The 24596-nt window shown below is 59.1% G+C and carries 19 protein-coding genes and 2 tRNA genes; 14 read left to right on the top strand and 7 right to left on the bottom strand.

What is annotated here, in order from left to right; genetic code table 11:
• The first annotated feature begins 1 nt into the window (after window position 1).
• The 5 genes from istA to dnaG all read left to right on the top strand — a co-directional run bounded on the left by istA (window position 2) and on the right by dnaG (window position 7885).
• Window positions 2-1213: an IS21 family transposase gene (istA, locus tag B843_RS09530; RefSeq protein WP_081751634.1), complete on the top strand. Its 1212-nt coding sequence runs from the start codon at window positions 2-4 to the stop codon at window positions 1211-1213.
• On the top strand, window positions 1210-2007 hold the full coding sequence (gene istB / locus B843_RS09525; RefSeq protein ID WP_025252288.1) for an IS21-like element helper ATPase IstB: 798 nt from the start codon (window positions 1210-1212) through the stop codon (window positions 2005-2007). Before istA ends, istB begins: the two co-directional genes overlap by 4 nt.
• Before the next feature lie 201 nt (window positions 2008-2208).
• Window positions 2209-3879: a DUF726 domain-containing protein gene (locus B843_RS13835; RefSeq protein WP_025253283.1), complete on the top strand. Its 1671-nt coding sequence runs from the start codon at window positions 2209-2211 to the stop codon at window positions 3877-3879.
• A 160-nt stretch (window positions 3880-4039) separates the two neighbouring features.
• Window positions 4040-5911, top strand: coding sequence for a glutamine--fructose-6-phosphate transaminase (isomerizing) (glmS, locus tag B843_RS09515; protein ID WP_025253282.1), 1872 nt, complete (start codon window positions 4040-4042; stop codon window positions 5909-5911).
• A 90-nt stretch (window positions 5912-6001) separates the two neighbouring features.
• A complete protein-coding gene (gene dnaG, locus B843_RS09510) occupies window positions 6002-7885 on the top strand; it encodes a DNA primase (protein ID WP_025253281.1) in 1884 nt (627 codons plus the stop codon).
• A 33-nt stretch (window positions 7886-7918) separates the two neighbouring features.
• On the opposite strand, the gene B843_RS09505 is transcribed toward dnaG, so the two are convergent.
• Together B843_RS09505 and B843_RS09500 are read right to left on the bottom strand one after the other, a co-directional pair.
• Entirely contained in the window at window positions 7919-8164 is a 246-nt protein-coding gene (locus B843_RS09505) for a hypothetical protein (RefSeq protein WP_025253280.1), read from the bottom strand.
• Between the two features lie 125 nt (window positions 8165-8289).
• Window positions 8290-8365 (bottom strand) — tRNA-Asn (locus B843_RS09500).
• Window positions 8366-8653: 288 nt separating this feature from the next.
• Here B843_RS09500 and B843_RS09495 point away from each other — a divergent pair.
• Window positions 8654-8971 carry a hypothetical protein gene (locus B843_RS09495; protein ID WP_025253279.1) on the top strand — a complete coding sequence of 106 codons (318 nt, stop codon included), beginning with the start codon at window positions 8654-8656 and terminating at the stop codon, window positions 8969-8971.
• Here B843_RS09495 and B843_RS09490 read toward each other — a convergent pair.
• Entirely contained in the window at window positions 8968-9294 is a 327-nt protein-coding gene (locus B843_RS09490) for an acyl carrier protein (protein ID WP_025253278.1), read from the bottom strand. The genes B843_RS09495 and B843_RS09490 overlap by 4 nt on opposite strands.
• A gap of 397 nt (window positions 9295-9691) precedes the next feature.
• Between B843_RS09490 and B843_RS09485 the strand changes: the two genes are divergently transcribed.
• Window positions 9692-10903, top strand: coding sequence for a hypothetical protein (locus B843_RS09485; RefSeq protein WP_155895137.1), 1212 nt, complete (start codon window positions 9692-9694; stop codon window positions 10901-10903).
• 14 nt (window positions 10904-10917) lie between these two features.
• Here B843_RS09485 and B843_RS13540 read toward each other — a convergent pair whose 3' ends face one another.
• On the bottom strand, window positions 10918-12039 hold the full coding sequence (locus B843_RS13540; RefSeq protein WP_081751553.1) for a glycosyltransferase: 1122 nt from the start codon (window positions 12037-12039) through the stop codon (window positions 10918-10920).
• Between the two features lie 306 nt (window positions 12040-12345).
• On the opposite strand from B843_RS13540, the gene B843_RS13535 reads away from it, so the two are divergent.
• Genes B843_RS13535 through B843_RS09470 form a run of 3 tightly spaced genes read left to right on the top strand, consistent with a single transcriptional unit; the run spans window position 12346 to window position 15994 of the window.
• Window positions 12346-13695 carry a sugar transferase gene (locus B843_RS13535; RefSeq protein ID WP_169729849.1) on the top strand — a complete coding sequence of 450 codons (1350 nt, stop codon included), beginning with the start codon at window positions 12346-12348 and terminating at the stop codon, window positions 13693-13695.
• Between the two features lie 32 nt (window positions 13696-13727).
• Complete coding sequence (locus B843_RS13530; protein ID WP_025253275.1) at window positions 13728-14783, top strand: glycosyltransferase; 1056 nt, start codon at window positions 13728-13730, stop codon at window positions 14781-14783.
• Window positions 14784-14842: 59 nt separating this feature from the next.
• Window positions 14843-15994, top strand: coding sequence for a hypothetical protein (locus B843_RS09470; RefSeq protein WP_169729848.1), 1152 nt, complete (start codon window positions 14843-14845; stop codon window positions 15992-15994).
• Window positions 15995-16068: 74 nt separating this feature from the next.
• On the opposite strand, the gene aceE is transcribed toward B843_RS09470, so the two are convergent.
• Window positions 16069-18807 carry a pyruvate dehydrogenase (acetyl-transferring), homodimeric type gene (gene aceE / locus B843_RS09465; protein ID WP_025253273.1) on the bottom strand — a complete coding sequence of 913 codons (2739 nt, stop codon included), beginning with the start codon at window positions 18805-18807 and terminating at the stop codon, window positions 16069-16071.
• Between the two features lie 363 nt (window positions 18808-19170).
• Between aceE and B843_RS09460 the strand changes: the two genes are divergently transcribed.
• Window positions 19171-19605 carry a DUF3052 domain-containing protein gene (locus B843_RS09460; RefSeq protein WP_025253272.1) on the top strand — a complete coding sequence of 145 codons (435 nt, stop codon included), beginning with the start codon at window positions 19171-19173 and terminating at the stop codon, window positions 19603-19605.
• 50 nt (window positions 19606-19655) lie between these two features.
• Window positions 19656-19728 (top strand) — tRNA-Val (locus B843_RS09455).
• 39 nt (window positions 19729-19767) lie between these two features.
• Here the strand turns inward: B843_RS09455 and B843_RS09450 are convergent.
• The gene (locus B843_RS09450; protein WP_025253271.1) at window positions 19768-20856 is read right to left on the bottom strand and encodes a glycosyltransferase; all 1089 of its coding nucleotides are present in this window, start codon (window positions 20854-20856) and stop codon (window positions 19768-19770) included.
• A gap of 397 nt (window positions 20857-21253) precedes the next feature.
• Between B843_RS09450 and B843_RS09445 the strand changes: the two genes are divergently transcribed.
• On the top strand, window positions 21254-22567 hold the full coding sequence (locus B843_RS09445; RefSeq protein ID WP_169729846.1) for an alpha/beta hydrolase: 1314 nt from the start codon (window positions 21254-21256) through the stop codon (window positions 22565-22567).
• 119 nt (window positions 22568-22686) lie between these two features.
• On the top strand, window positions 22687-23589 hold the full coding sequence (gene cbiB / locus B843_RS09440) for an adenosylcobinamide-phosphate synthase CbiB (protein WP_025253269.1): 903 nt from the start codon (window positions 22687-22689) through the stop codon (window positions 23587-23589).
• Here the strand turns inward: cbiB and B843_RS09435 are convergent.
• Window positions 23586-24584: an SURF1 family cytochrome oxidase biogenesis protein gene (locus B843_RS09435; protein ID WP_025253268.1), complete on the bottom strand. Its 999-nt coding sequence runs from the start codon at window positions 24582-24584 to the stop codon at window positions 23586-23588. The two genes, cbiB and B843_RS09435, sit on opposite strands and share 4 nt — an antisense overlap.
• Between the last annotated feature and the right edge of the window lie 12 nt (window positions 24585-24596).

The following is a 24596-nucleotide window of genomic DNA, read 5'->3' as shown; positions in this document are numbered from 1 at the left end:
CATGGATGATTGGGCGCAGATCAGGATTTTGCGCAAAGATGGCATGTCGATTCGCAAGATCGCAGCAACAGTCGGCTGCGCGAAAAAGACGGTAGAGCGGGCCTTAGCCAGCAACACACCTCCGTCGTATTCCAAACGAGCTCCACAAAAGACCGCGTTTGACGAGGTGGAACTGGACGTTAGGGCCTTGCTCGACGAGGTCCCTGATATGAAAGCCACGGTTATCGCACAGCGCGTCGCCTGGCAGGGCTCGATGTCGTGGTTTAGGGAAAACATCCGTCGAATCCGCCCCGAGTATCTCCCCCACGACCCAGTCGATACCCTCGACCATAAGCCAGGTGTGCAGATTCAATGTGACCTCATGTTCCCCGATGACGGTATCCCCGATACGCATGGTCACGCGGGGGTGTTCCCGGTGTTGGTGATGGTGGCATCGTATTCCAGGTTCATGGCCGCGTGTGTTCTTCCCACTAGGACAACCGGTGATCTGGTGTCTGGGATGTGGCTGTTGCTTCAGCAACGTTTTGGCGTAGTACCCAAGCAACTGTTGTGGGATCACGAATCCGGCATCGGCCAGAAACGCCTCGTCGATCAGGTCGTCGGGTTTTCCGGCACGTTGGGTGTGCGCATCAAACAAGCCCCGCCGAGGGATCCGGAAACGAAAGGCATTGTCGAACGCCACAACGAGTACCTGAAAACATCGTTTTTCCCCGGCCGGCACTTTGCCGATCATCAGGACGCGCAAGCACAGCTTGATGGGTGGATTGACACGATTGCGAACACTCGTGTGCACGCCAGCTTGGCGCAACGCCCGGTAGACCGATGGGTAGTCGACAAGGCTGCTATGAATCCGCTTCCCCCGTATCCACCGCAGACCGGTTTGACCAGGCAGGTACGGTTACCGAGGAACTACTACGTGTCTGTGGATGCTAATCGGTACTCGGTATCGCCTTCAGCCATCGGCAAGATTGTCACCATCTTTGTACAACTCGATCGGGTACTAGTTACCGATGGCACCGGGTTGATTGTTGCCGACCACGAAAGGGTGTGGGGCAAAAACCACACGGTCACCGACCCGCAGCATCAGAGGTTGGCGAAACAGATGCGCCAACAGCTTGCACAACCCACACCGCGTCTAGGAGACATTGTCGTAGAAACGGCGGACTTAAACGTCTATGACCGACTGACCGGCTGGCAGGAGTACTCGGCATGAGCGCCATCAATTACAAGCAAATCGATGCCGAGCTAGCCCACATCGCCACAGTGCTCAAAGCCCCACGCATCCGCAGCACCTACCATGACACGGCCGAACAAGCCCGTGACGGTGGGTGGACCTATGAAGAGTACCTAGCCGCTGTCTTGTCTGTTGAGGCTTCAGCCCGTCAGGCATCAGGGGCGCAGGCACGGATTAAGCGTGCAGGCTTTCCCCACATCAAGACTATTGAAGACTTTGACTTTATGGTTCAGCCAGCCATCGACCGGGCCAAAATCGCCCGGTTGGAGACATCTGCGTGGATTGCTCAAGGCTGCAATGTCATCTTCCTCGGCCCACCCGGGACAGGGAAAACCCACCTGGCCATCGGGCTAGGGGTCATCGCTGCACGGCACGGCCACCGAGTCCTGTTCGATACCGCAGCCGGCTGGGTGCAGCAACTCACCCACGCCCACTCCACAGGTAGTCTGCCGAAACTCTTAGCCAAGCTGGGCCGTTATGACCTCATCATCGTCGACGAGGTGGGCTACATCCCCATAGAAGCCGAAGCCGCCAACCTGTTCTTCCAGCTAGTGTCGACCAGATACGAGAAAGCCTCGCTCATCATGACATCTAACCTGCCGTTTTCCAGGTGGGGTGAATGCTTCGGTGACGCGACTATCGCAGCGGCAATGATTGACCGAATAGTCCACCACGCGGAAATCTTCACCCACAAAGGAAACAGCTTCCGCATCACAGGACATGAAGACATACTCCCCTCGATCGCCGCCGAGCGAGAACACCAGATAAACTAACCACACACAAAAACTGGGCTACATTTCAACCGTCGAAACTGGGCTACATTTCAACCGCCGCTGACACACGTCCTTGACACGAGAACCAACAGGGGGAAACCAAGGGGAAGGTATCGCCAATGAAGGTGCTTTCTTGCTTGCTTAAAAACTAAACTATTCAGGGAATCCTCATGCAGTTTGGCGTCTCGAGAAGGAAGAACAATGCCCAAGCGAACTATTGAATCCGAGGCGATCCGAATTGATCTTCAGGACAACGGTGACTTCACCAGCGAACTGCGTTCAAACCTAGGGCGATACGTCCGAGTTACCAAGGTCGGTGACGCGCAATCGCCGCGGGTTGAGGGAGACGATTCGCTGACCAGCAATCCCGCGATCGTAACCGAGTTCTGGCTGGCAACAGTGGCTCATATTGAGGCGAGCGAGCTCGAGTCGCAGATTCCCGCTATGAGCCAACCGATTGACGTCGATCGAGCAAAGGAGCTGCGTTCCCAAGCGCAGGAAAAGGCCAAGTATGCCACCAAGCTGGCAGAGCTCAGTGACCTCGTGACTGGTGAGGAAGAAGAGGGTTACTGCTCCGCTTGCCTTCAGTTCGTCAATCACCGCACACTGTCAGAAAAGGGGCTCTACCTCTGCAAGAAATGCGGAAATGCGACCGCGCATTGCAAGGTCCCTAAATGCGAGAACTTCGGCGTCGCCTCCTTTGGATTGCTCTCTGGGCCCGTGTTTTGCGCTGAGCACCTGCATCAGGTCCCGGATTTCAGCAAGCTGGACTTGCGCATCGATGATCTCACGCAGTTTAAGGAACTCCAAGAGTACCGAGTCATGAATATCAATCGTGCGGCGAAGCTCGCGATGGCGGGCACCGTTGCACTGGCTGCCGCGACACCACTGGGGTTTGCCGCTGCGCCAGCGATTGGCGGTGCCATTGGTACGACGTTCCTCGGTCTTACGGGTGCCGCCGCAACCAACGCAGGACTTGCTGCATTGGGTATGGGCTCGCTAGCCGCCGGTGGTTTGGGCATGGCAGGCGGCACCCTCGTCGTTGCCGCGGCGGGAGGGATGCTCGGGTCGGCCGCTGGGGTCAGGGCTCTCAGTGCTTACCTGGGGGACGACGATTCCTTTAACATCACTAAGGTACGTGACGGTTCGGGGGTGCCAGTGCTCATTCTGCGCGGATTCCTCACGGAGGGGAAGCTTAGCTGGCGAACTGAGGTGCGCGCTGTGGAGTCTGCCTATCCCGACTCTCCGATTTACACAGTTGAATGGGGTTCTAAGGAGCTCAAAGAGCTGTCTGGGTTCGCTGGATTTGCTGCGGGAGGTGGCGCTGGCATGGTCGCAAAGTCCATCGTGCGTCGAGCCAGCAAAAGGGTGGCTAAGAACCTTCCGGTTGCTGGAGCCGCCTTGGGCGCGATCGACCTAGTCAGTAACCCGTGGCACACCGCAGTTAACAGAGCCAATTCCACTGCTTTGGCACTTGCTGCGATCCTCCAGCGCACAAACATTGACGAATGCGTCGTCATCGGACACAGCCTCGGTGGACGTGTGGCTCTCAACCTCGCGCTCGCCATGGCTGGCGTTGAAGACGAATCGAAGAAGGTAAGGCTCCGCGCGGTCCATGTTCTCGGAGGGGCGATTGGACAACAAGGAAGCTGGTCAGCGCTGGCTTCGGACAGTATTGGAGAGATTCATAACTATTTCTCGATCAATGATGGTGTTCTAGGCAAGCTCTACGCCATCGCCATGCCCAAACAGAAGGCGGTGGGTGCGGTCGGTATCGCCAGCACGGACCCGAAGGTTGTCAACCACAACGTCAGCAACGAGGTTCAAAGCCACACCAAGTACTACGAGAACGTGAACTTGGTCGTCGATTAGCTCACTGCACGTTCACCAACAGCGATGTCTGCCGTGCATTGGTGCGCCTGTGCATTAGTGTTGTAGGAATCTAAAAGATGACGTGCTGGTCTGTATAGTCTCTGGCAACGACAAGTAGGCTTGTCGGGGACGTACTGCAGTAGATAGGAAAAAGGGTTTTATGTGTGGCATTGTCGGATATGTCGGGTCGCCGGAAATCGCCCGCGAGCATGGCGCTCTTGACGTTGTGCTCGAGGGTCTGCGCAGGCTCGAGTATCGCGGTTATGACTCCGCCGGCGTGGCAGTCCTCGCGGATGGTTCCATCCAGTTCCGCAAGAAGGCTGGCAAGGTAGCAGCCCTCGACGAGGAGATCGCCAAGGCCCCGCTTCCTGCCTCCACCCTCGGCATCGGACACACCCGCTGGGCCACCCATGGCGCCCCGACCGATGCGAATGCGCACCCGCACGTCGTCGACAACGGCAACCTCGCCGTTGTCCACAACGGCATCATCGAGAACTTCGCCGAGCTGAAGAAGGAGCTTGCGGAGAAGGGTTACAACTTCGTCTCCGAGACCGACACCGAGGTTGCGGCGACCCTGCTCGCCGACGTACTCGCCACCGAGACCCCCGGCGACCTCACCAAGGCGATGCAGCTGACCAGCCAGCGCCTCGAGGGAGCGTTCACCCTGCTGGCGATCCAGTCGCAGTTCCCGGATCGCATCGTGGCGGCGCGCCTGAACTCCCCGCTGGTCATCGGCCTGGGCGAGGGGGAGAACTTCCTCAGCTCCGACGTCTCCGGCTTCATCGACTACACCAAGGACGCCGTCGAGATGGGCAACGCCCAGATCGTCACCATCACCCCGGACTCCTACGAGATCACGGACTTCTTCGGCAACCCCGCCGAGGGCAAGGAGTTCAAGGTCGAGTGGGACGCGGCCTCCGCTGAGAAGGGCGGCTTCGCCTCCTTCATGGACAAGGAGATCCACGACCAGCCGCAGGCCGTCGGCGACACCCTCCTGGGCCGCTTCGACGACAAGGGCAAGCTCACCCTCGACGAGGTCAACATCGACGAGGCCACGCTGCGCAGCATCGACAAGATCATCGTCATCGCCTGTGGCACCGCCGCCTACGCCGGCCACGTCGCCCGCTACGCTATCGAGCACTGGTGCCGCATCCCCACTGAGGTGGAGCTGGCGCACGAGTTCCGCTACCGCGACCCGATCGTCACCGACCGCACCCTCGTGGTGGCGCTGTCCCAGTCCGGCGAGACCATGGACACCCTCATGGCCGTGCGCCACGCGCGCGAGCAGGGTGCAAAGGTCATCGCGATCTGCAACACCCGCGGATCCTCCATCCCGCGCGAGGCCGACGCCAACCTCTACACCCACGCCGGTCCGGAGATCGCCGTGGCCTCTACCAAGGCGTTCCTGGCGCAGATCACCGCCTCCTACCTGCTCGGCCTCTACCTGGCCCAGCTGCGCGGCAACATGTTCGCCGACGAGATCCAGGCCGTGGTCAACGAGCTCAAGGCCATGCCGGAGAAGATCCAGCAGGTCATCGACGGTGAGGAGCAGGTCAAGGCGCTCGGCACCGAGATGAAGGACTCCAAGTCCGTGCTCTTCCTGGGCCGCCACGTGGGCTTCCCCGTGGCGCTCGAGGGCGCGCTCAAGCTCAAGGAGATCGCGTACTTGCACGCCGAGGGCTTCGCCGCGGGCGAGCTCAAGCACGGCCCGATCGCGCTCATCGAGGAGGGGCAGCCGGTGTTCGTCATCGTGCCGTCCCCGCGCGGCCGCGACTCGCTGCACGCCAAGGTCGTCTCCAACATCCAGGAGATCCGCGCGCGCGGGGCGATCACCATCGTCATCGCGGAGGAAGGCGACACCGCCGTCGAGCAGTTTGCCAACCACGTCATCCGCATCCCGCAGGCGCCGACCCTGCTGCAGCCGCTGCTGGCCACGGTCCCGCTGCAGATCTTCGCCTGCGCCGTTGCGACGGCCAAGGGCTACGACGTCGACCAGCCGCGTAACCTCGCGAAGTCGGTGACCGTCGAGTAGCGGAGCCGAAATCCGAAGCGATCCCGCCTCGGAAGAAGCTCAGACCCCGCCCAGCGCGGGGTCTTTTGCATGCTTGCTATTGTTCTTGTTATGGCAAAGGGGCGTATTCCAGAAAGCGATATCCAGGCGATCCGCGAGCGGACGCCCATCGAGGATATCGTCGGCGAATACGTCCAGCTCAAGCCTGCAGGAGCGGACTCGCTCAAGGGCCTCAGCCCCTTCAAGGATGAGAAGACCCCGTCCTTCCACGTGCGCCCCAACCACGGCTACTTCCACTGCTTTTCCACCGGCAAGGGCGGGGATGTGTTCACCTTCCTCATGGAGATGGAGCACGTCACCTTCCCCGAGGCGGTGGAGATGTGCGCGGAGTCGATCGGCTACCACATCAACTACCAGGGCGGATCAACGGGCGCGCGCCGGGAGGAGCCCGGCACCCGAAAGCGGCTCATCGAGGCCAACCGGGCGGCGCACCAGTTTTACCGCGAGCAGCTCGAGACCCCGGCCGCGGCGGTCGCGCGCCAGTTCCTGCTGGATAGGGGATTCTCGAGGGAGCTCATCCACTCCTTCGAGTGCGGCTACGCGCCGGAGGGCTGGGACACGCTCACCAAGTACCTGCTGCGCAAGGGCTTCGAGTTCAAGGAGCTGGAGGCCGCAGGCCTGTCCAAGATGGGCAAGCGGGGCCCGATCGATCGCTTCCACCGCCGTCTCCTCTGGCCGATCAAGGACATTTCCGGCAACGTCATCGGCTTCGGCGCGCGCAAGCTCTTCGACGACGACAACCTCGGCAAGTACATGAACACGCCCGAGACGATGCTGTACAAGAAGTCGAAGGTGCTCTTCGGCCTCGACATGGCCAAGAAAGACATCGCCGCCCGCCACCAGGCCGTGGTGGTGGAGGGCTACACGGACGTCATGGCCATGCACGCCGCGGGCGTGACCACCGCCGTGGCCTCCTGCGGCACCGCCTTCGGCGAGGAACACCTCCAGCTCATCCGCCGGCTCATGCTGGACGACAGCTACTTCCGCGGCGAGCTCATCTACACCTTCGACGGCGACGAGGCCGGCCAAAAGGCCGCGATGCGCGCCTTCGAGGGCGACCAGAAGTTCACCGGGCAGTCGTTCGTCTCCGTCGCCCCCGACGCCCTCGACCCCTGCGACCTGCGCCTCCAGCGCGGCGACGCGGCCCTGCGCGACCTCATCGCCGACCGCGTGCCCATGTTCGAGTTCGTCATTCGCTCGATGCTCCAGGGCTTCAACCTGGACAACCCGGAAGGCCGCCTCCAAGCGCTGCGCCGCACCGCGCCCGTGGTCGCGCAGATCAAGGACAAGCCTCTCCAGGACGAGTACGCGCGCCTGCTCGCGGGTTGGGTCGGCTGGCTCGACCCAACCGAGGTGCTCCAGGAGGTCCGCCGGGCCGCGCGCGCCCCGCGAAACGACACCCGCCCACGCCGCATCGGCGGTAGCGACGAGGTGGGCGTGGCCCAGCGGATGATGAGCATGCCCAACCGCCGCGACCCGCGCCTGTGGCCGGAGCGGGAGACCCTCAAGATCGCCCTCCAGCTGCCGGAGTACGCCGCCAAGGTCGATGAGCTGGGGCTGGAATACTTCACCCACGAGACCTACCGGGAGATCCGCAAGGCCATCGCCGATGCGGGCGGTTGTGCTGGCCACGTCGAAGGTGTGGAGTGGATCTCCGAGGTCCAGGCGAAGGTCTACGACCTCGTCGCGCAGTCGGTGCTCTCGGAGCTCGCCGTCGAGCCGATCCGCTACAACACCGACGACCTCGGCGCCCATGTGCGCAGCACCCTCGCGCGCCTGCAGGAGCTGCGCGTGGGCAACCGGATCGCGCAGCTGAAGTCGCAGATGCAGCGCATGCGTCCCACCGACGACCTGCAGGTGTACAACCGTCTGTTCACCGAGCTCGTGGAGCTGGAGAAACTAAGAAAGCACCTACTCAGCGAGGCCTTCAGCTAGGCTCGCACGGCAGGTGCTGGAAAAGGGGAGCGGTTAGTCCTTGTCGGGCTCGAGGATCGTGTCCTCGCCGTCGCCCTTGCGCAGGTTCTTGACTTCCTTCATGCGCGGCTGCGGGTCGATCTTGTTGGCCACGGCCCGGCGGGTGGTATCGAGCGCCGACTTCACCACCGGGGAGCTCACCGTCGCCTGGTAGCCCTTCTTGAGCTGCTCGAAGCGTTCGCGGCCGGCCTTGGTTCCGAAGACATACCCCGCGGCGGCGCCGATGACGAACTGAATCATTGTTGCTCCTTCTACGCTGAATTCTCTCTCACTCTACCCGTTGCGCTGGGCGTGCTCTCAGGCTTTCGCTTATCGACGCCAAAGGCCCGCGCACCAAGGATACGTGCGCAGGCCTATTCATGGAGTGGCTCCGCCAACTGGGCTCGAACCAGTGACCCTTCGATTAACAGTCGAATGCTCTGCCAACTGAGCTATGGCGGAATAGCTTGAATCAAGCTTGTTCCTTAAATCTAGTACATCGGCGAAGAATTGCAATATCCGCAGTTCACGTCCCTGGTTGGGGTCCGAAGGTGAGGCGACGGGCGTCGACAAGCAAATTACAACCCTGAAGTTCTACTTGAGTAAATGGGGGATTCAAGTGGTTGTTGAGAGTTGATGGGGTGGGGAAGTGGGGTGAAAATCGGGGGCATAACTTCTTCTTGATGCATGAGGCCGTTGGGGAAGACGAACCTCGTCTTGATTTCAAGATTCGCAGCAGGAGAAGCATTGATGAAGGAAGAGCGCATCGCAGTGATGCGGATTTCGGGGCTGCCGCGCCGCAAGCGCATGGCAGTGGAGGAGGCGATGGTCGCCTCCCTCTTAAGCGAGCCCTTTGACCTGATCCCGGGTACCGACCCGCTCGACTGGGCGGAGTGCACCCGGTGGTCACGCAACCCTCGGCTTGCCGGATGCGTGGACTGCCGCCAGGTGCTCAACGGGACGGACGAGGAGTTCGAGGCGCTTCAGGCGCGCATCGACGCCATCGCCGGCGACGGGTGCGCCGTGGAGTTTGAGTTCATGGAGCAGCGCGAGGCGATCGCGGTCTAGGTGTTCGCGGTGTCCTTGTGGCGGTCGCCATGGTCGTCGACAAGCGACGCAAGCTGCACGACCGTCATACTGCCGGGCTGCTCGGGGAAGAGCTCGGCATCGACGCGGAACTTGAACTCCATCTCGGTGCGCACGGCCAGCTCGATGATGTCGAGGGAACTGGCGCCGAGCTCCGTGAGCGACTTCGTGGGGTCGATATTCTCCACGTCCTCCTGCAGGATGCCCGCGATCATGCGCTGGAGCTTGGCCGTGGTGGTCTCTGCCTTTTCTTCCTGCTTATCCTGCGCGGTGAAGGCGGCGAGCTGTTCCTGGAGCGAAGACATGGGGACCTTCCTAGGGTTGGGGGTTCGGGTACTACCTTATTGCATCGTTGCTTGTCGACGGCCAAAGGCTGAGATTGTGGCCCCAAGCAGATACCGGCTAGGCGGTATCTGCTTGGGGGAGAATAATGATTGGGTACAGGAAGTGCCTTGTCAGTGGGGGAGGTTTCTAGCAGATCGACTGCCATACCTCTCGTTTTCGGAGGAGAAATGCAGGGAAAAGATCAAGGAGGCAATGAAGAACTACTTGAGGTGAATTTGCAGAACTTTCGCGAGGAGATTGTATTGAGAAAACGGGATCTAAAAGGGGCGGCGCAAATTGGCTGAAATGAAGGACTGATAGCCTGAAAGTCGCAAAGACGGAGTTGACGTCTATGAGTACCTAGCGTGAGGAAAAATCGTGCGCATCCCTGACCGGCTAAAGAATATGGGAGTGGCTACTATTGGCCAGGGCTTCAATTTCTTGGCTATGTTGCTTCCAGTGTTCGGTAAAGAAGCAAGTCAATTGGCCTATCTGATGTTTCCGCTTTCTCTTTCCTTAGTCTTATTCAAACTGGGGTCTCTTTCATTTCATGTTCGTTACCTTATTTTGCGAGTGAACCAACGCCATATTGGCACAGCCGTCTCGCTCAGCGGATTGATTTTCCTCAGCGCGTTAACGAGCATCTTGGGCGCCGTAATAGCCAATTGGAGCTCTTACTGGGGAATGCTGCTTGTTTGGGGAGGGCTGCTCACTTTCTCCCACGGCTTGTACTACATGTCGGTAGCAGTGGTCATCACAGAACAGCGGGAGGCGTTCTACGGAAAAGTCCGGTTTGCCTACGGTCTCATCAATTTTGTGTTGACAGCAGCAGTCGTCTGGTTGGTTCCTTTCCAAGCTGGACTCGTAGTTGTTACGTTTCTCAACACCATCCTCACGGGAATGTGGATGATGAGCCGGTGCGAAAACTCTCTAGTTGGTTCGCTGCGGGGTGCGATACCACAGGTGTTTGGCAAAGAGGGGAGCCGATACGCACGTGAGTCATGGAGAACCACGAGTGCGGTATTGGTTTCTGATATTGGCCTTCAGATTCAGGGATTCTTGACCCCGCTCATGGGGGCATATCAAGAGCTGTGGGCTATCGTAGTGCGTTTGTCTGGAGGGTTTGGCACTCTTGGCCAGCAGATCATCGCTCCCGTTTTCGAGATTAGGATCGCAGAAGCGATCCGAGGGAAAGCCTTCTCAAGGGCGGGTGCTTGGGCGTTCAAAGCTCAATTGACAGGAATTTCCCTAGCCATTGCAGTTATCCCGATTCAAATAGCTTCGATCGTCTTTGCAACTTCACAGTCTGTCCCCCAGCAAACATTGGCCATCACAATGATCAGCATTTACACCCTGGGACTGGTGTCTTCTTCGGTGAGTATGAAGTCGCCCTACATTCTCGGACATGAACGCGGCATGTTATGGTGGTCATTTCTTCGAGTGGGACTGCTTCTTCCAATGCTACTTTTGCACGAAATGACGCTCCTGTTATTCATCTCTGTCACCCAGCTCTTGTTAGGAGCGTTGCTTTTGCCGCTATCGGTGAGAAGTTCAAGGGACTTGATGATGAAGAATGTCACAAATGGGTAGGGATTGGGCTCTCCTTATCCTTTGAGCGCCTCTTTCCTTACTTGACCAGCCAGTCCCTTCCACATGGGAGAATTAGCAAGTTTGTTAACAGCGCACATGGAAAGCACTTCATAGGCCACAGATGTGGAAATCACCTTTGAGATCGCCCGTGCGAAGGCGATCGGAGTCATATTTTCAGCTACAACTCCGAAATCTTCTGCCTGGGCAGGCAAAGCCCCTTGAGGTGTGACCACGCAAGGGATGGCTTGGGCTAAGGCTAGACCCAAAGGACCAGACTGGCTCGCCTCAGTGTAGGGCAGAACCATGATGTCAAAAGATGAGACGATGTTGTCAACTTCACTTTCAGGTATCCATCGAATATCCCAGCTTGCTTCTTGGCCGTTGGTCGAGTTCTGCAGCTTCGCACAAGGTCCATTGCCCACAATTCGAATTTCAAACTCAGGTAGGTTCTTAAATTCTGGATCAGAACGGAGAAGCCGAGCTGCCTCTAGCAAAAGACCAATGCCCTTGTATTCTTGGAGCCTCCCAAACAAACCAATGACGACGGGGCGGTTTTCGGGGAAAGCCCGTGGAGTAATGATGCTTTGGGCAGTAATGCCAAATGGCGGGTGTTCCGCGACAATGATAGGCACCGCGGTTTGTTGTCCTACTATTGAGGCAACTTCATTCGAAAAGGTCAAAACCTGATCAGCTCGCCAAAGCTCTAAGTGTCTACCTAGTTGTTGAACCAGCGAGCTTTCGCCGGGGTGGTGCTGTCCGTCGTGGATTCCTGCGATGTAGTGCACTGATTGTGGAATACACAGAGGTACCGCAAGGCTTTGGTAGACACTCTCCATTACGCCAACGACGACTTGGATCTTATTGCGTCTGATCCAAAGGCGAAGTCTGACCGAATTCCAAATCAGGCGGGGGAGACCCAAGACAACGCCAATCTTGGATTGATATGTTTTTACGTGCAGCGATGGTACTGGGAGTTCTCTCAGCCTGCCTGCGATTTCCGCATCTGGGTTGAACGAAATGAACTGGGAACCTGGTTCGGAGACTTGCAGATCACCCTTGGCCAGTTCGTATAGGAAACGGGGGCCGCCTCCGGTTCGTCCCCAATGGACCCATAAAACCTTTGATGAATTGCCCATCGTCCCACTGTTCTCCTGTTTCCTGACTTACGTTAAGAAATCCTAGCCTTCCAATTCCGAGGACCATCAAAGTGATGGGGGTAAGTGAGAAATCAAGCTGATTTTTAGTGAAAAGGAACTTAAGCAGTACCATATTCTGCAAGTTACTTTGTAGGCCCCTCACTACATTTCCGAAGGTACGCCATGCCTCCCCACGACCCATCTCAAGAACTGAGTTTCGATCCACTCCCATCAAATCCCGACGATCTCATTCGTAGGCGTACTTTTGGTCGAAATAGGCGCGCTTGGGAAACAATCAGGGTGTCCTTGTTAATCGACATCGTTGCTATTCTTGTCGCGCTTTCGATCGCCATCGCGGAAGACAAGACACCTGGTCAACTCCCTGTCTTGGCAATCATGCTTGTGGGTTGGATCTTCATTATCTGGACCCAGCGAGGCTATACATTTCACTCTAGGATTCAACGAGTTGGCATGCGCAGCACATTTGTTGCATCCGTTATTGTGCTTTCGATAACAGGGTTTTGGAGTGTTTTGGTTGATGAACCGCAAGTTATGAGGTCACTTGTCCTGATTGGAATCCCACTCGGCACGATCTTATTGCTTATAGGGAGGGTGATTAGTTCCGAGATAAATAAGAGTCTCAGGCGCCGTCGTCCATCCAAGTTGCTCCTGCTCGGCCGCGTTCGAGACATCAACGATATTCTCGGAAGGGACCCGTCATCTCGCTTCCCGTTCCACGAAGTAAGCGCAATCTTGGTTACGGATCCGCAAAACTTGGGCTTACTTCAAAGCCCCCCAAATTGCAAGGTTGAGCCCTTCCTGTTGGGCAAGTCGATCGGTGAGGCGGCCTCCGAGGAAGAGTGTGATTCCGTATGGGTTGCATCCGTCAACGACTTCGGGCATAAGAATCTTCGTCGACTCATGTGGAGCCTTCGCGAGCAGAATATCCGGCTTTACCTCGAACCGATGATTGAGGGAACATCTGGTACTCGAATTAACTCGGAACGGATTGGCCCACGTGCTTCCCTCCACATCGAGCCACCTCGTTTCGATGCTGCAAATGGCTACGCGAAACGATTCGTGGATGTCGTTCTTAGCGCAGCAATTTTAATGCTAGTTTCGCCTGTGTTCTTGGCAACAGCAATCGCAATCAAGCTGGAAGATGGCGGACCAGTCTTTTACAAGAGCGAGCGGATCGGAATTTACGGGAATCCGTACAAAGTTTGGAAGTTTCGGTCGATGGCCGAAGACGCGGACAAGCGTGCTCAAGCGCTCATCGACGCCAACGGAGGCGGAGCGTTGCTTTTCAAGATGAAGGACGATCCCCGAGTGACGCGAGTGGGAAAGTTCATTCGAAAGTATTCGATTGACGAGCTTCCTCAGTTTTTTAACACGCTTAATGGAACGATGAGCATCGTTGGCCCAAGACCACAGGTGCAGCGAGAAGTCAATGAGTATGACATTGATATGAGAATGCGTTTGGAAGTGCGTCCGGGCATCACCGGCCTGTGGCAAGTGAGTGGAAGATCTGACCTGAGCCCGGCGCAAGCTCAGGCACTTGATCTTTACTATGTGGACAATTGGTCGCCACTGCTTGATCTCAAGATCTTTTTTCAAACCTTTCGTGCAGTTTTGCGCTCTGAGGGTGCTTACTAGCACTACAAGTCGGATCAGATGGGGAATTGGCCATGAGGATATTGCACGTCTCTGAATGCATGTCGGGAGGAACTGCTACGGCGGTCATTGGGTACGCCAAAGGACTAGATACCCAAGAGCACTTCTTGCTTGCCAATGCGCGCCGTGCGCACGGCGGAATGATCAAGATTCCTCAAGGGATTTTTTCCGCTATCAGAGAGCTTCCCACAGGGCACGTGGAAGCGACCATGGCCGTCGTTAAGGCGGCTAAAGAGTTCTCGCCTGACCTGATCCACGCTCATTCAAGTTTCGGCGGAGCATACGCTCGATTGGCTACGTTGGTGCCTGGAATGCCCAAGGTTCCCATCGTGTATACGCCACATGGGCTTTCTTTTTCGCGCGGCGACATATCCACGTGGAAGAAGCTGGTTTTTAAGGGCATGGAAACATTGTTAGCTCCTCTCACGGACGTCTTTGCCGGATGCTCAACCAACGAATCCACCCAGCTGAAGGCCCTTTGGCCTTGGGGAAAACACGTCTGCGTCCCAAACGCGATACCAGATGAGAAGAAGGTGAGCCTCAAACAATGGGAGTCGCCGAGCCAACGGAAAATTGCAGTACTTGGAAGGATATCCCCCGCTCGGAATCCTGAGTTGTTCGCTTCAATAGCGAAGTTGGTTCAGGCGGACCCAGATCTTCGTGACGTTACCGTGGCGTGGATCGGAGATGGTCCTGAAGAGCTTCGCTCGAAGCTGATCGAGGCAGGTGTCCAGGTGACCGGTTGGATCGATCCCGCCCAAGTTGTAGAAGAGCTCGGCTCACTTTCGGTCTTGGTGCACACGGCTCGGTGGGATGGCTTTCCCATGGCAGTTTTGGAAGCTCGGGCGTTGGGTGTGCCGACCATCGTTTCTGATATCCCAGCATTGTTCGAATGTCCGAGGGATGCCCGCTTCGCGTCAGCCGAAGGAGCGGTGTCGGCCATCAAGAAGCTTCTTGCATCGCCCGAGGCTTTTGATTGGTCCGAGGTCGAGGGCTTTTACAATCAAACAACGCAAATTGAAAAACTCAAGGTTGCATACGGGTTGCATACGACTGGAGACCAACAATGACCCTAAAGTCCCCTGTGGAAGCGGAGGAAAGCCAAGCCAAGCTCTCCTTAGGAGGGTTCTTGAGCCTGACGACTGACAACTGTCAACGACTTTCAAAGACTTGGCAGACGGTTGTGATGCTTACCGGCGTCATCGTGGCTGGCCTAATCTCAATTTTTGGGGCCCATTTCCTCAGTGAGGAATTCCGTTTTGATGCAGAGACAATTGCCAAGGTTGGCCACACACCTGTAGATCAGCGGGTGGGCGATGAAGGTTCCTTTGCGGTCATCGCTGACTTCTACAAGTCGGTTGGACTGATTGACCACCCATTGGCTGCTGGGCTCTTGGGGGTGCTTGTCGGGTCTATGGCGATTTTTCTCGGAGTGCGAAAAGCTGGCGGAATCAGGAAGAATCTTTTCTCCGTCGGACTTGTTGCCGTGGGATTCATCCTGAGTGGAGTATTTCTCGGCCAGTACACCAAGGAAATTTTCATTAGTCTGGCCATGATTGTCGTCCTAGGAGTGCCTAGGACGTGGTGGGGAGAACTGCTCGGGCTCCTAGCTATGGCAGGCGTAGCCGTCTGGTTCCGACCCTATTGGGGGCTACTTATCGCGGTGTATGTAGTGGCCCGATTCGTTCCGCCCGCGGGGATCGCGGTGAAAGGCCAAAGGATCTCGTACAAGAATCCAATTTGTTTCGTGGTACTCATGGCATTGGCCAGCATCGCCTTTTCAGTAGTGATCGGGGCTTACACAGGCGACGGGGGAGATCATTTTCGCTCCAGCGTGAATCAGTGGCGTGCCAACGATGGGTCAACGACTACCTTGATCCCAGCTTATGTTCACACCTCACCTCTAATTGGTGGAATTTTGAACAACCTCATCACAACAGTCCTTTTGGTGGTGCCCCTCCCGCTACTTGGTTTGCTGAAGCCCTACTACATCGCTTCGGCCTTGCTTTTCATGTTCCTGTGGTCGGGCCTGTTTATCGGTTTTTATAAACTCCGAGAATCGCACCATGTGTGGGCAATGCGAGCCTTTGCCATAATGACGGGCTTTTTGGTCGTACAAGGAGTTTTTGAACCTGATTATGGCTCTGCCTTGAGGCACCTAGTGCCGCTTATCCCTCTCCTCATTCTCCTTCGCGATTTTGACTTGAATTCTAACGGTGTGCCGTCATATGAACCGATAAGTGAGCATGATCCAAGCGAGGCATCGCCTCGAGACAACTAGGTATCAGGACAAGAAATGTGGGTGGGAATCCTTTCGAGGATTCCCACCCACATTCATGTTTTGCGACCGGTTTCTTACGCCTTTGTCGGGTCGTTTAGGTTGTACTTCTTCGCTGCCTCAGCGGCGACGGAGGAGTCGAGCTTACCCTCGCGTGCCAGGCCGTTGAGCGCTGCGACAACGACGGACTCGGCGTCGATGTTGAAGTAGCGGCGAGCGGCGGGACGAGTGTCGGAGAAGCCGAATCCGTCAGCACCTAGCGTGGTGTAATCGCCTGGGACGTACGCACGGATCTGCTCCTGCAGGTCGGTTGCGAAGTCGGAAACGGCGATGTACGGGCCGGAGCCCTTCCGCAGCTGAGTCGTGGCAAACGGCTCCTCGGCGGGGTTCTCCGGGTGGCGGAGGTGGTCGAGGGCCTTCTTCTTACCATCGCGGGACAGCTCGACCCACGAGGTTACGGAGAAGACGTTGGCACCGATGTTGTACTCGCTCTTGAGCATCTCAGCGGCGCGCAGAGCCTGCTGCATGCCGATGCCGGATGCGAGCAGGGAGACCTCGAGCACGTTGTCGCCCTCGGCCTTCTGGTAGAGGTAGATGCCCTTGTGCAGTCCCTCGACATCGAGGCCTTCCGGCTCGGCTGGCTGGTGGATCGGCTGGTTGTAGATCGTCAGGTAGTACATGACGTTCTCGCCGCGGCCGGGGCCGTACATGCGGTCGATGCCCTCGCGGACGAGGTGGGCGATCTCGTAGGAGAAAGCCGGGTCGTAGGAGACGACTGCGGGGTTGGTCGAAGCCAAGATCTGGGAGTGGCCATCCATGTGCTGCAGGCCCTCGCCGGTCAGCGTGGTGCGGCCAGCCGTGGCGCCGAGGATGAATCCGCGGGCCATCTGGTCGCCTGCGGCCCAGAAGGAGTCGCCGGTGCGCTGGAAGCCGAACATCGAGTAGAAGATGTACAGCGGGATCATCGGCTGACCGTGGGTGGCGTAAGACGTACCTGCGGCGATGAATGCCGCGGTGGAGCCAGCCTCGTTAATACCCTCGTGCATGATCTGGCCGTCCTTGGCCTCACGGTACGAGAGCATGAGGTCGTGGTCGACCGGCACGTAGTTCTGGCCGTGCGGGTTGTAGATCTTCAGCGTCGGGAACCACGAGTCCATACCGAAGGTACGAGCCTCGTCAGGAATGATTGGCACGAGTCGCTTGCCCAGCTCGGGGTCGCGCATGAGCTCCTTGAAGGTACGCACGACGGCCATCGTGGTGGCCACTTCCTGCTTGCCGGAGCCCTTGCGGATGCTGCGGAGCTTGTCCAACTCAGGCACGTCGAGAGGCGTGTAGGTCGAACGACGCTCGGGCAGGTAGCCGCCCAGTTCCTTGCGGCGAGCCTGCAGGTACTGGATCTCCGGGGAGTCCTCGCCGGGGTGGTAGTACGGCGGGAGGTACGGATCCTTCTCCAGCTCCTCGTCGGAGATCGGGATGCCCTGCTTGTCGCGGAACTGCTTGAGGTCGTCCAGCGTCAGCTTCTTCATCTGGTGGGTCGCGTTGCGGCCCTCGAAGTTGTGGCCGAGGCCGTAGCCCTTGATGGTGTGGGCAAGAATGACGGTCGGGCGATCCTTGGTCTCCAGCGCGCGCTTGTAGGCGGCGTAGATCTTGCGGTAGTCGTGACCGCCGCGGCGCAGGTGCCAGATTTCCTCGTCGGTCATGTGCTCGACGAGCTTGGCGGTTCGCGGGTCCTTGCCGAAGAAGTGGTCACGGACGTACTTGCCGTCGTTGGCCTTGTACGTCTGGAAGTCGCCGTCGGCGGTGTTGTTCATTAGCTCGACGAGCGCGCCTTCCTTGTCTGCGGCAAACAGCTCGTCCCACTCGCGGCCCCAGACGACCTTGATGACGGACCAGCCAGCACCGCGGAAGAAGGACTCGAGCTCCTGAATGATCTTGGTGTTACCGCGGACCGGGCCGTCGAGGCGCTGGAGGTTGCAGTTGACCACGAAGGTGAGGTTGTCGAGGTTGTTGAGCGCCGCCAGCTGGATGAGGCCGCGGGATTCGGGCTCATCCATCTCGCCGTCGCCCAGGAATGCCCAGACGTGCTGATCCGAGGTGTCCTTGATGCCGCGGTTGAGCAGGTAGCGGTTGAATCGCGCCTGGTAAATCGCATCCATCGGGCCTAGGCCCATGGACACTGTTGGGAACTCCCAGAAGTCCTTCATGCCGTGCGGGTGCGGGTAGGAAGGGATGCCGCCCTGGGGGCGGGAGACTTCCTGGCGGAAGCCGTCGAGGTCGTCCTCAGTGAGGCGACCTTCGAGGAAGGCGCGGGCGTACATGCCCGGGGATGCGTGCCCCTGGAAGAAGACCTGGTCGCCGCCGCCCGGGTGGTCCTTGCCGCGGAAGAAGTGGTTGAATCCGACCTCGTAGAGCGGGGCTGCACCCGCGTAGGTGGAGATGTGGCCGCCGACGCCAATGCCGGGGCGCTGCGCGCGGTGCACCATGATGGCCGCATTCCAGCGGATCCAGCGGCGGTAGCGCTTCTCGATCTCCTCGTCGCCTGGGAACTCGGGCTCCATCGAGGTAGGGATGGTGTTGACGTAGTCGGTGGACGTCATGGGCGGAAGTGCCACGCGGCGAGCGGATGCGACCTCGAGAAGACGGAGCATAACGTAACGAGCACGCTCAGGCGTTGACTCCTTGAGCATGCCATCTAGCGACTCGATCCACTCGCGGGTTTCCTCCGGATCGGCGTCGTTCAGGTAAGACGCCACGCCATCGCGGATCATTGCGAAATTGGTGTCATCGCTAAGCTTCCCGGTGTTCGGGTCAGCCATTCCACACCTCCAAGTATCTAGTGGGATTCGATATGTGCACGTGGGCTTTGTGTCCGCGCACACGCGTATGTGTCTAGGATACGTGCACTCCCCAAGTTTTTATGTGTTCGCATCCGAAACTTCCAACTGCTCGAATGGGCAAACGCTGTGGCCTGCGGGTTTTCTCGGTTTGTGAATCTTGCAAACCGAGAAAGAGGTCGAACCACACAAAATGGCCTTGGTGAGGTGGTCGCACATTGAGCAGGCGGACGATGGGCTGGGTCCGTTTTGTTGTCTGGGACGGGCGAAATTTCGTAATCAAATTGAAATAAATCGAGGGTAAAAGGGAGAGAAACGCGGACTTTGGCGGTATGGTGCCTAGTGATGAACGAATCAGTATCGAAGGAGAAGAACTCTGTAGCGAGCGCTACGGAACATGCCCGCCGCCTTGGTCTCGCAGAAGGCCAGACCGTGCAAGAGGTTGGCTGGGATGACGATTGCTACTCGGAGCTCAGCGAAGCAGTCGAGGACATCATCGGAGACGAGCTTCTGGATGAAGACACCGACGAGATTTGCGACGTCGTGATGCTCTGGTGGCGCGAGGATGATGGCGACTTGGTTGACGGGCTTGTCGATGCAGTTCGCCCCCTTGCTGATAGTGGTCGCGTGTGGCTGCTCACCCCCGGCGCAGGGAAGCCGGGAGCACTGGATCCCGGGCTCATTGCCGAAAGCGCGCAGCTGGCTGGGCTGGTTCAGACGAAGGCGGAGCGCCTCGGTGCGTGGCAGGGATCTTGCCTCGTCACTGGGCGAAATAAGTAGTTTTTGCGCTGGTAAACCTCTGTGTTAAGCTATCCGTCGTCGTTAGACACGCGTCTTTAGCTCAGCTGGGAGAGCAGCTGGTTTACACCCAGCAGGTCGGGGGTTCGAGCCCCTCAGGACGCACAAAATGTGCCTCGCACCCGGATCGGGTGCGAGGTTTTTCTACTTTCCCGCTCGTTCAAGAAGCAGGTCGTGAGCTTCCACGTATCCGTCGACCTGACCGAAAGTCGCTTCCGGAGCTTCCCAGTCGTTGTCATCGGCAAACTTCTCGATCAGATCCGCGACATCTGATGGGCTGGCGTTGATGGGGAGAACCCCGTGCCCGAGGTCTTTGAGCCAGTTAGCGATGCCGGTCTCCTCGGTGACGATGAGCCGGTGTTCGCAGGAAAGTGCTTCAAGATTGGAACTGCCGACCTGCTCGCGGAACCGCGCCCCGGGCATTGAAAGCTGAATATGGCAGCCGGTCCGATTGAGTAGCTCGAAAACTTCGTTCCGCGTGGCACCCTCGGTGAAAGTAACGGAAGGATGTAGCTTGGCCCATTCGCGGACCTGCGGAGCCAGCTCTCCGATACCAGCGACTTCAAGACTTAGGTCATCGCGGCGTTTGCTCACCTCATCCCACGCGGCGAGCATGAGGCCGATTCCTTTCTCGCGTCGAAGTGAACCCACGAAGGCGAAGCGCTTTCGATCTATTGGCTGAGTTCGCTCCCCGTACCTAACCGGCCGCGGTATGACCGTGGGGAACTGGTCAAAGGACTTCCCAAACGTGTGTGAATAGGTCTCCCGCGAGCCATCGGTGCCGAACACGATGTCGTCGATCATTGCAAGGTAGGGTGCGGCCACCAATTTGGCGAGCCGCGCGCGAATGGGCGCTGGGATACGGGCGGGGAGCTTGAGGAGCTTCTCGGGGAAGGAGTTGTCGATGCAATAGGTTCCGACCTTGGCCGAGGATCGTCGGATCAAGCAGCCAAGCCGGAAGCCGAGCAGGAAGGGGAATGACGTTGGGTACTGTCGGTACCAAAACGGCTCGGGTACCACGAGGCGAGGGGTGCGCAGCTTCCAGCCGTCGATAAAGCTCTTGACGGGGGAGACCTGCTGGAAGGTGAGCTCGGGGTAGTCGGAGCGCTCATCGACCCCCTTCATGTAGACGCGCCTCCCCCAGAGCACGTGGAGGGGAGCAAAAGCCCGCAGGTTGTCAAGGAAATAAGGGCGCAATTCAGGCGCGAGAATGGCCTGCATGGGCGAGGGCATGTCAAGACTCCGTGTTGAAAACGATGGTGGCAGAAGGTTCAACCGCGTGAAATCGATTGAACGCTGAGGGGTACAGGGTTCAATTGTATTTGGGGCTGCTCGGCGGACATCGGTCAAGGCATCATCTGGAGCGGGAAGATTCGGCCTTTGATGATGTGGCACGCAGCGGGGGTAGCGTTGCACTTGTCAAATGTGAAATTAATAGAATTCTAATTTTTTGTGGTGCTAGGGTGAACGATTGTCATCAACGCGAGCCGATTTTCCTTCCCTCAGGAAAGGCCCGCTGGGATCGAGAAAGAAAGTTCACATGCGGAAACTTGATAGACGAAGTATCGCCCTTCGAATTGTCGCAGCAAGCAGTGCCGTGAGCGTTGGTTTTGCCTCGGCAGGAATCGCGGTGGCACAAACCACTGATACAGCGGAAGTTGTCCTGACGGATGCAGTGACCCCCGACGTCGCAGCGGCGGCCACGGGGACCGATGAGACCGTCGTGAGCCCAGAACTGGGGGGTGTTACCCCCGTTGGTGACGCGTCTGCGTCCCCGACCACGGCTTCCGAGACTGCGTCTGCGCTCGCGGGTTCGTCCGCCAACTTGTCCAGCGCGAACTTCCTCGCCGTCATTCCTGCCGCCTTCTGGAAGGTCATCAATTCTCTGGGGCTCCTGTTCTTCAGAGGACCATTCAGCTCGGATCTCTTTGGAGTCCAAACCTACGCGCCCATCAGCGAGGACCCGCGTTTCGTCGACCAGCTCCAGGTGGTCGTTCCCGCCACGATCGATCTCGATGGAAAGCTCCTTGAGCCGGCCTGGTGGAGCTGGGACATGGATTACAAGAAGTACAACCCCAAGTACATCTCCGCTTACTCGAACGCCATGGGCCGAGATATTCCGCTCATCTACATTCCCGCTCCGGATCAGTCGACCCCGCGCCCGGTGATCTACGCACTTAGCGGCCGAGACGGCGGTGAGGACGGCATCACCTTGGCCACCAACACCGAGCTGGCAAAGATGGCCCACGACCTCAACCTCAATGTCGTGAGCCCAGCAGAAGGCGCGAACTCCAACTACGTCGACTGGTATGACGATTCCGCGGTCGCTCGCGGAAAGCAGCAGTGGGAGACCTTCATGACGAAGGAACTCCCCATCGCCTTGGAGGATGCGATCGGTGCAAGCCACCAGCGGTCGCTGCTGGGTATGTCTGCGTCCGGTGGTCCCGTCATCGGTTACGCAGAGCACAACCCCGGACTCTACGATGCGGTTGGCTCGATCTCGGGCTGCGTCGAAGTCGATAGCGATCTTGGGCGCTATGCCCAAGGTCAGACGCTCTACGGGCTCGGTTCGGTAGACGAAGCATATGGTCCGCAGCACGGTGACTACTCGATCTACAGCGACGCGCTGATCAACGTCCCGTTGCTGGCTGGCCAGCAAAACATCTTCGTTTTTAACGCCGGCGGGCTCCTCGGTCCAACGGACTTCATGGATCAGTACCGCCCGACCACCGAAGGCGACTGGTTGGCGCGGATCAAAGATGGCGCCTTCATCGAGTGGGGTACCAATTACTTCACCCACAAGCTCCAGGCCCGCATGCTGATGGAAGGCATCCCCGCTGACTTCCAGTACGCGAGCTCCGGCGCCCACGCCTGGGGAGTATTCAACGAGGGCACCGTCGCCTTTATGAATATGATCGGCGAGCGCGTCTACCCCAAGCAGTAGCTCTCGGCACCTAGCGGCGAGTCGCATCCTGAACTCGGATACGGCTCGCCGCTTTTTGCGTGCGTGGGGCGGCTAGAATGAGGTGTTCCGCTTTTCGTTTACTTGCCCCGAGGTGCCCCATGTCCTACGGCCTGCTCGCCGGAATCCTTGCCGATCGTCTCGTGGGGGATCCGGGTGGCAGGTACCACCCGGTGGCGGTGTTCGGGCGCTACGCGTCGGCGGTGGAGAAGCGGCTTTATGCGCCGTCGAAAAGCGCTGGCGTGGCCTACCTCGCCGCGTGCGTGCTGCCGCCGCTTGGTGCGACGATCGCGATCTCACGCAAGTACCCCGAGCTGAGCCTCGCCGTGGCGCTGGCGAGCGCGCTGGGTGGGACGACGCTGGAGAAGACCGGCCTGAGGATGCGCGAGCGGCTCGACGAGGGCGACCTTGCGGGCGCGCGCGAGCTGGTGCCGTGGCTGTGCTCGCGCGACCCGGAGCTGCTCGACGAGGCGGGCATCGCGCGCGCGACCGTGGAGTCGCTCGCGGAGAACACCTCGGACGCGGTGAGCGCGCCGATCTTCTGGTCGGTGCTCGGCGCGCCGGGCGTGGTCGCGCACCGGCTGGTCAACACGCTGGACGCGATGGTGGGGTACAAAAACGACCGCTACAACGAGTTCGGCTGGGCCGCGGCGAAGCTGGACGACCTGCTCGCCTGGGCGCCGGCGCGGCTGACGGCGGCAACCCATGTGGCGCTGTCGGGGCGGCGCTGGCGTGAGGCCGTGCGGGCCTGGCGCGAGGACGCGCCGGCCCACCCCAGCCCCAACGCGGGACCCGTGGAGGCGACGGCAGCGGTGGCGCTCGGCGTGCAGCTGGGCGGGCTCACGCGCTACCACTACGGCACGGAAATGCGCCCGGTGCTGGGGTCAGGCCCAGCACCGAGCGCGGAAACGATCACGGAGGCGGTGCGCCTGTCGCGCAAGACGCAGGCGGTCATCGCGGCCGTGGCGGTGCTGTCGCGGCGGGTACTTGTGCGCCGCACTTAGCGACGCCTACGGCCAAACCTGTTCGGGTGGGTGTCGCCGTAGCGCGAGCGCATCGTCTGGTTCTCCCGGTCGATCTGGGCCTGCTCCTCGTCGGGGACCTCGGGCTCGTCATCCGGGGCGGCCGCAGGCTCCTGCGCGGGTGCGGCGGGTGCTTTGTCGGCCTCGTCCAGCGGCGGCTCGCCGGTGGTGTCGGTGGCCTCCTGGCGGGCGACCATCTCCGCCTCCTCCTCGCGGGCGCGGCGGCGCTCGCGGACCTCGGAGTAGGCCATGTAGCCCAGCCCCAGCGGGGCCATGATGCCGAAGGCGATCCACTGGAAGCCGTAGGAGAGGTGGTTGCCGCGGTCGAGCTTGGGGATCGGCAAGGGCGTGAGCACTCCCGGAGAGCCGTCGGTCAGCTGCAGGTAGTCGGTGCCGAGCTGGAGGCCGGTGACCTCGCTGACCTGCTGGGTGTTGATGCCGTAGACCTGGTCGTAGCCGCCCTCGTTCATGGGCGCGGTCTCCGGCACCGCCTCGTTGAGGCGGGCATTGGCGACGATCGTCACCTCGTCGGTTGTCGCGCGCGGCACGTCCGGCATGGCGCCGGCGGTGGTGGTCTCAAAGCCGCGGTTGACCAGCATGATCCGCCCGTCGTCGAGCTGGAACGGCGTCAGCGCCTGGTAAGAGGGGCCGGACTCGACCGGGCGCAGGCGCAGCAGGACCTCCTTGTCGGCGAGGAAGTGGCCGCTGACCTGCACGCGCATCCACTCCTGGTCGCCCTTGATGGAGCCGTCGGCGTTGAAGATGTTGTCGAAGTCGGTGGGGTCGACCTTGAAGGCCTCATCGACGTGCTCGTTGCGGGCGACGATGGCGTCGTCCTTGTGGAGCTGCCACGGGGACAGCACCATGATGGCCGCGTAGGAAAATCCGATGACCAGCAGGATCGTGATGATCCAGCCGGGGGTGACAAAATGCCGCCAGCCGGACTTTGCCTTATCGCCGTGCCGGGTTGTAGCCATGGAAGCAGTCTT

The sequence above is a fragment of the Corynebacterium vitaeruminis DSM 20294 genome (assembly GCF_000550805.1).
GTDB lineage: Bacteria > Actinomycetota > Actinomycetes > Mycobacteriales > Mycobacteriaceae > Corynebacterium > Corynebacterium vitaeruminis.
Note: the sequence above shows the minus strand (reverse complement) of the source record. Positions and strands in the feature narration are given on the sequence as shown.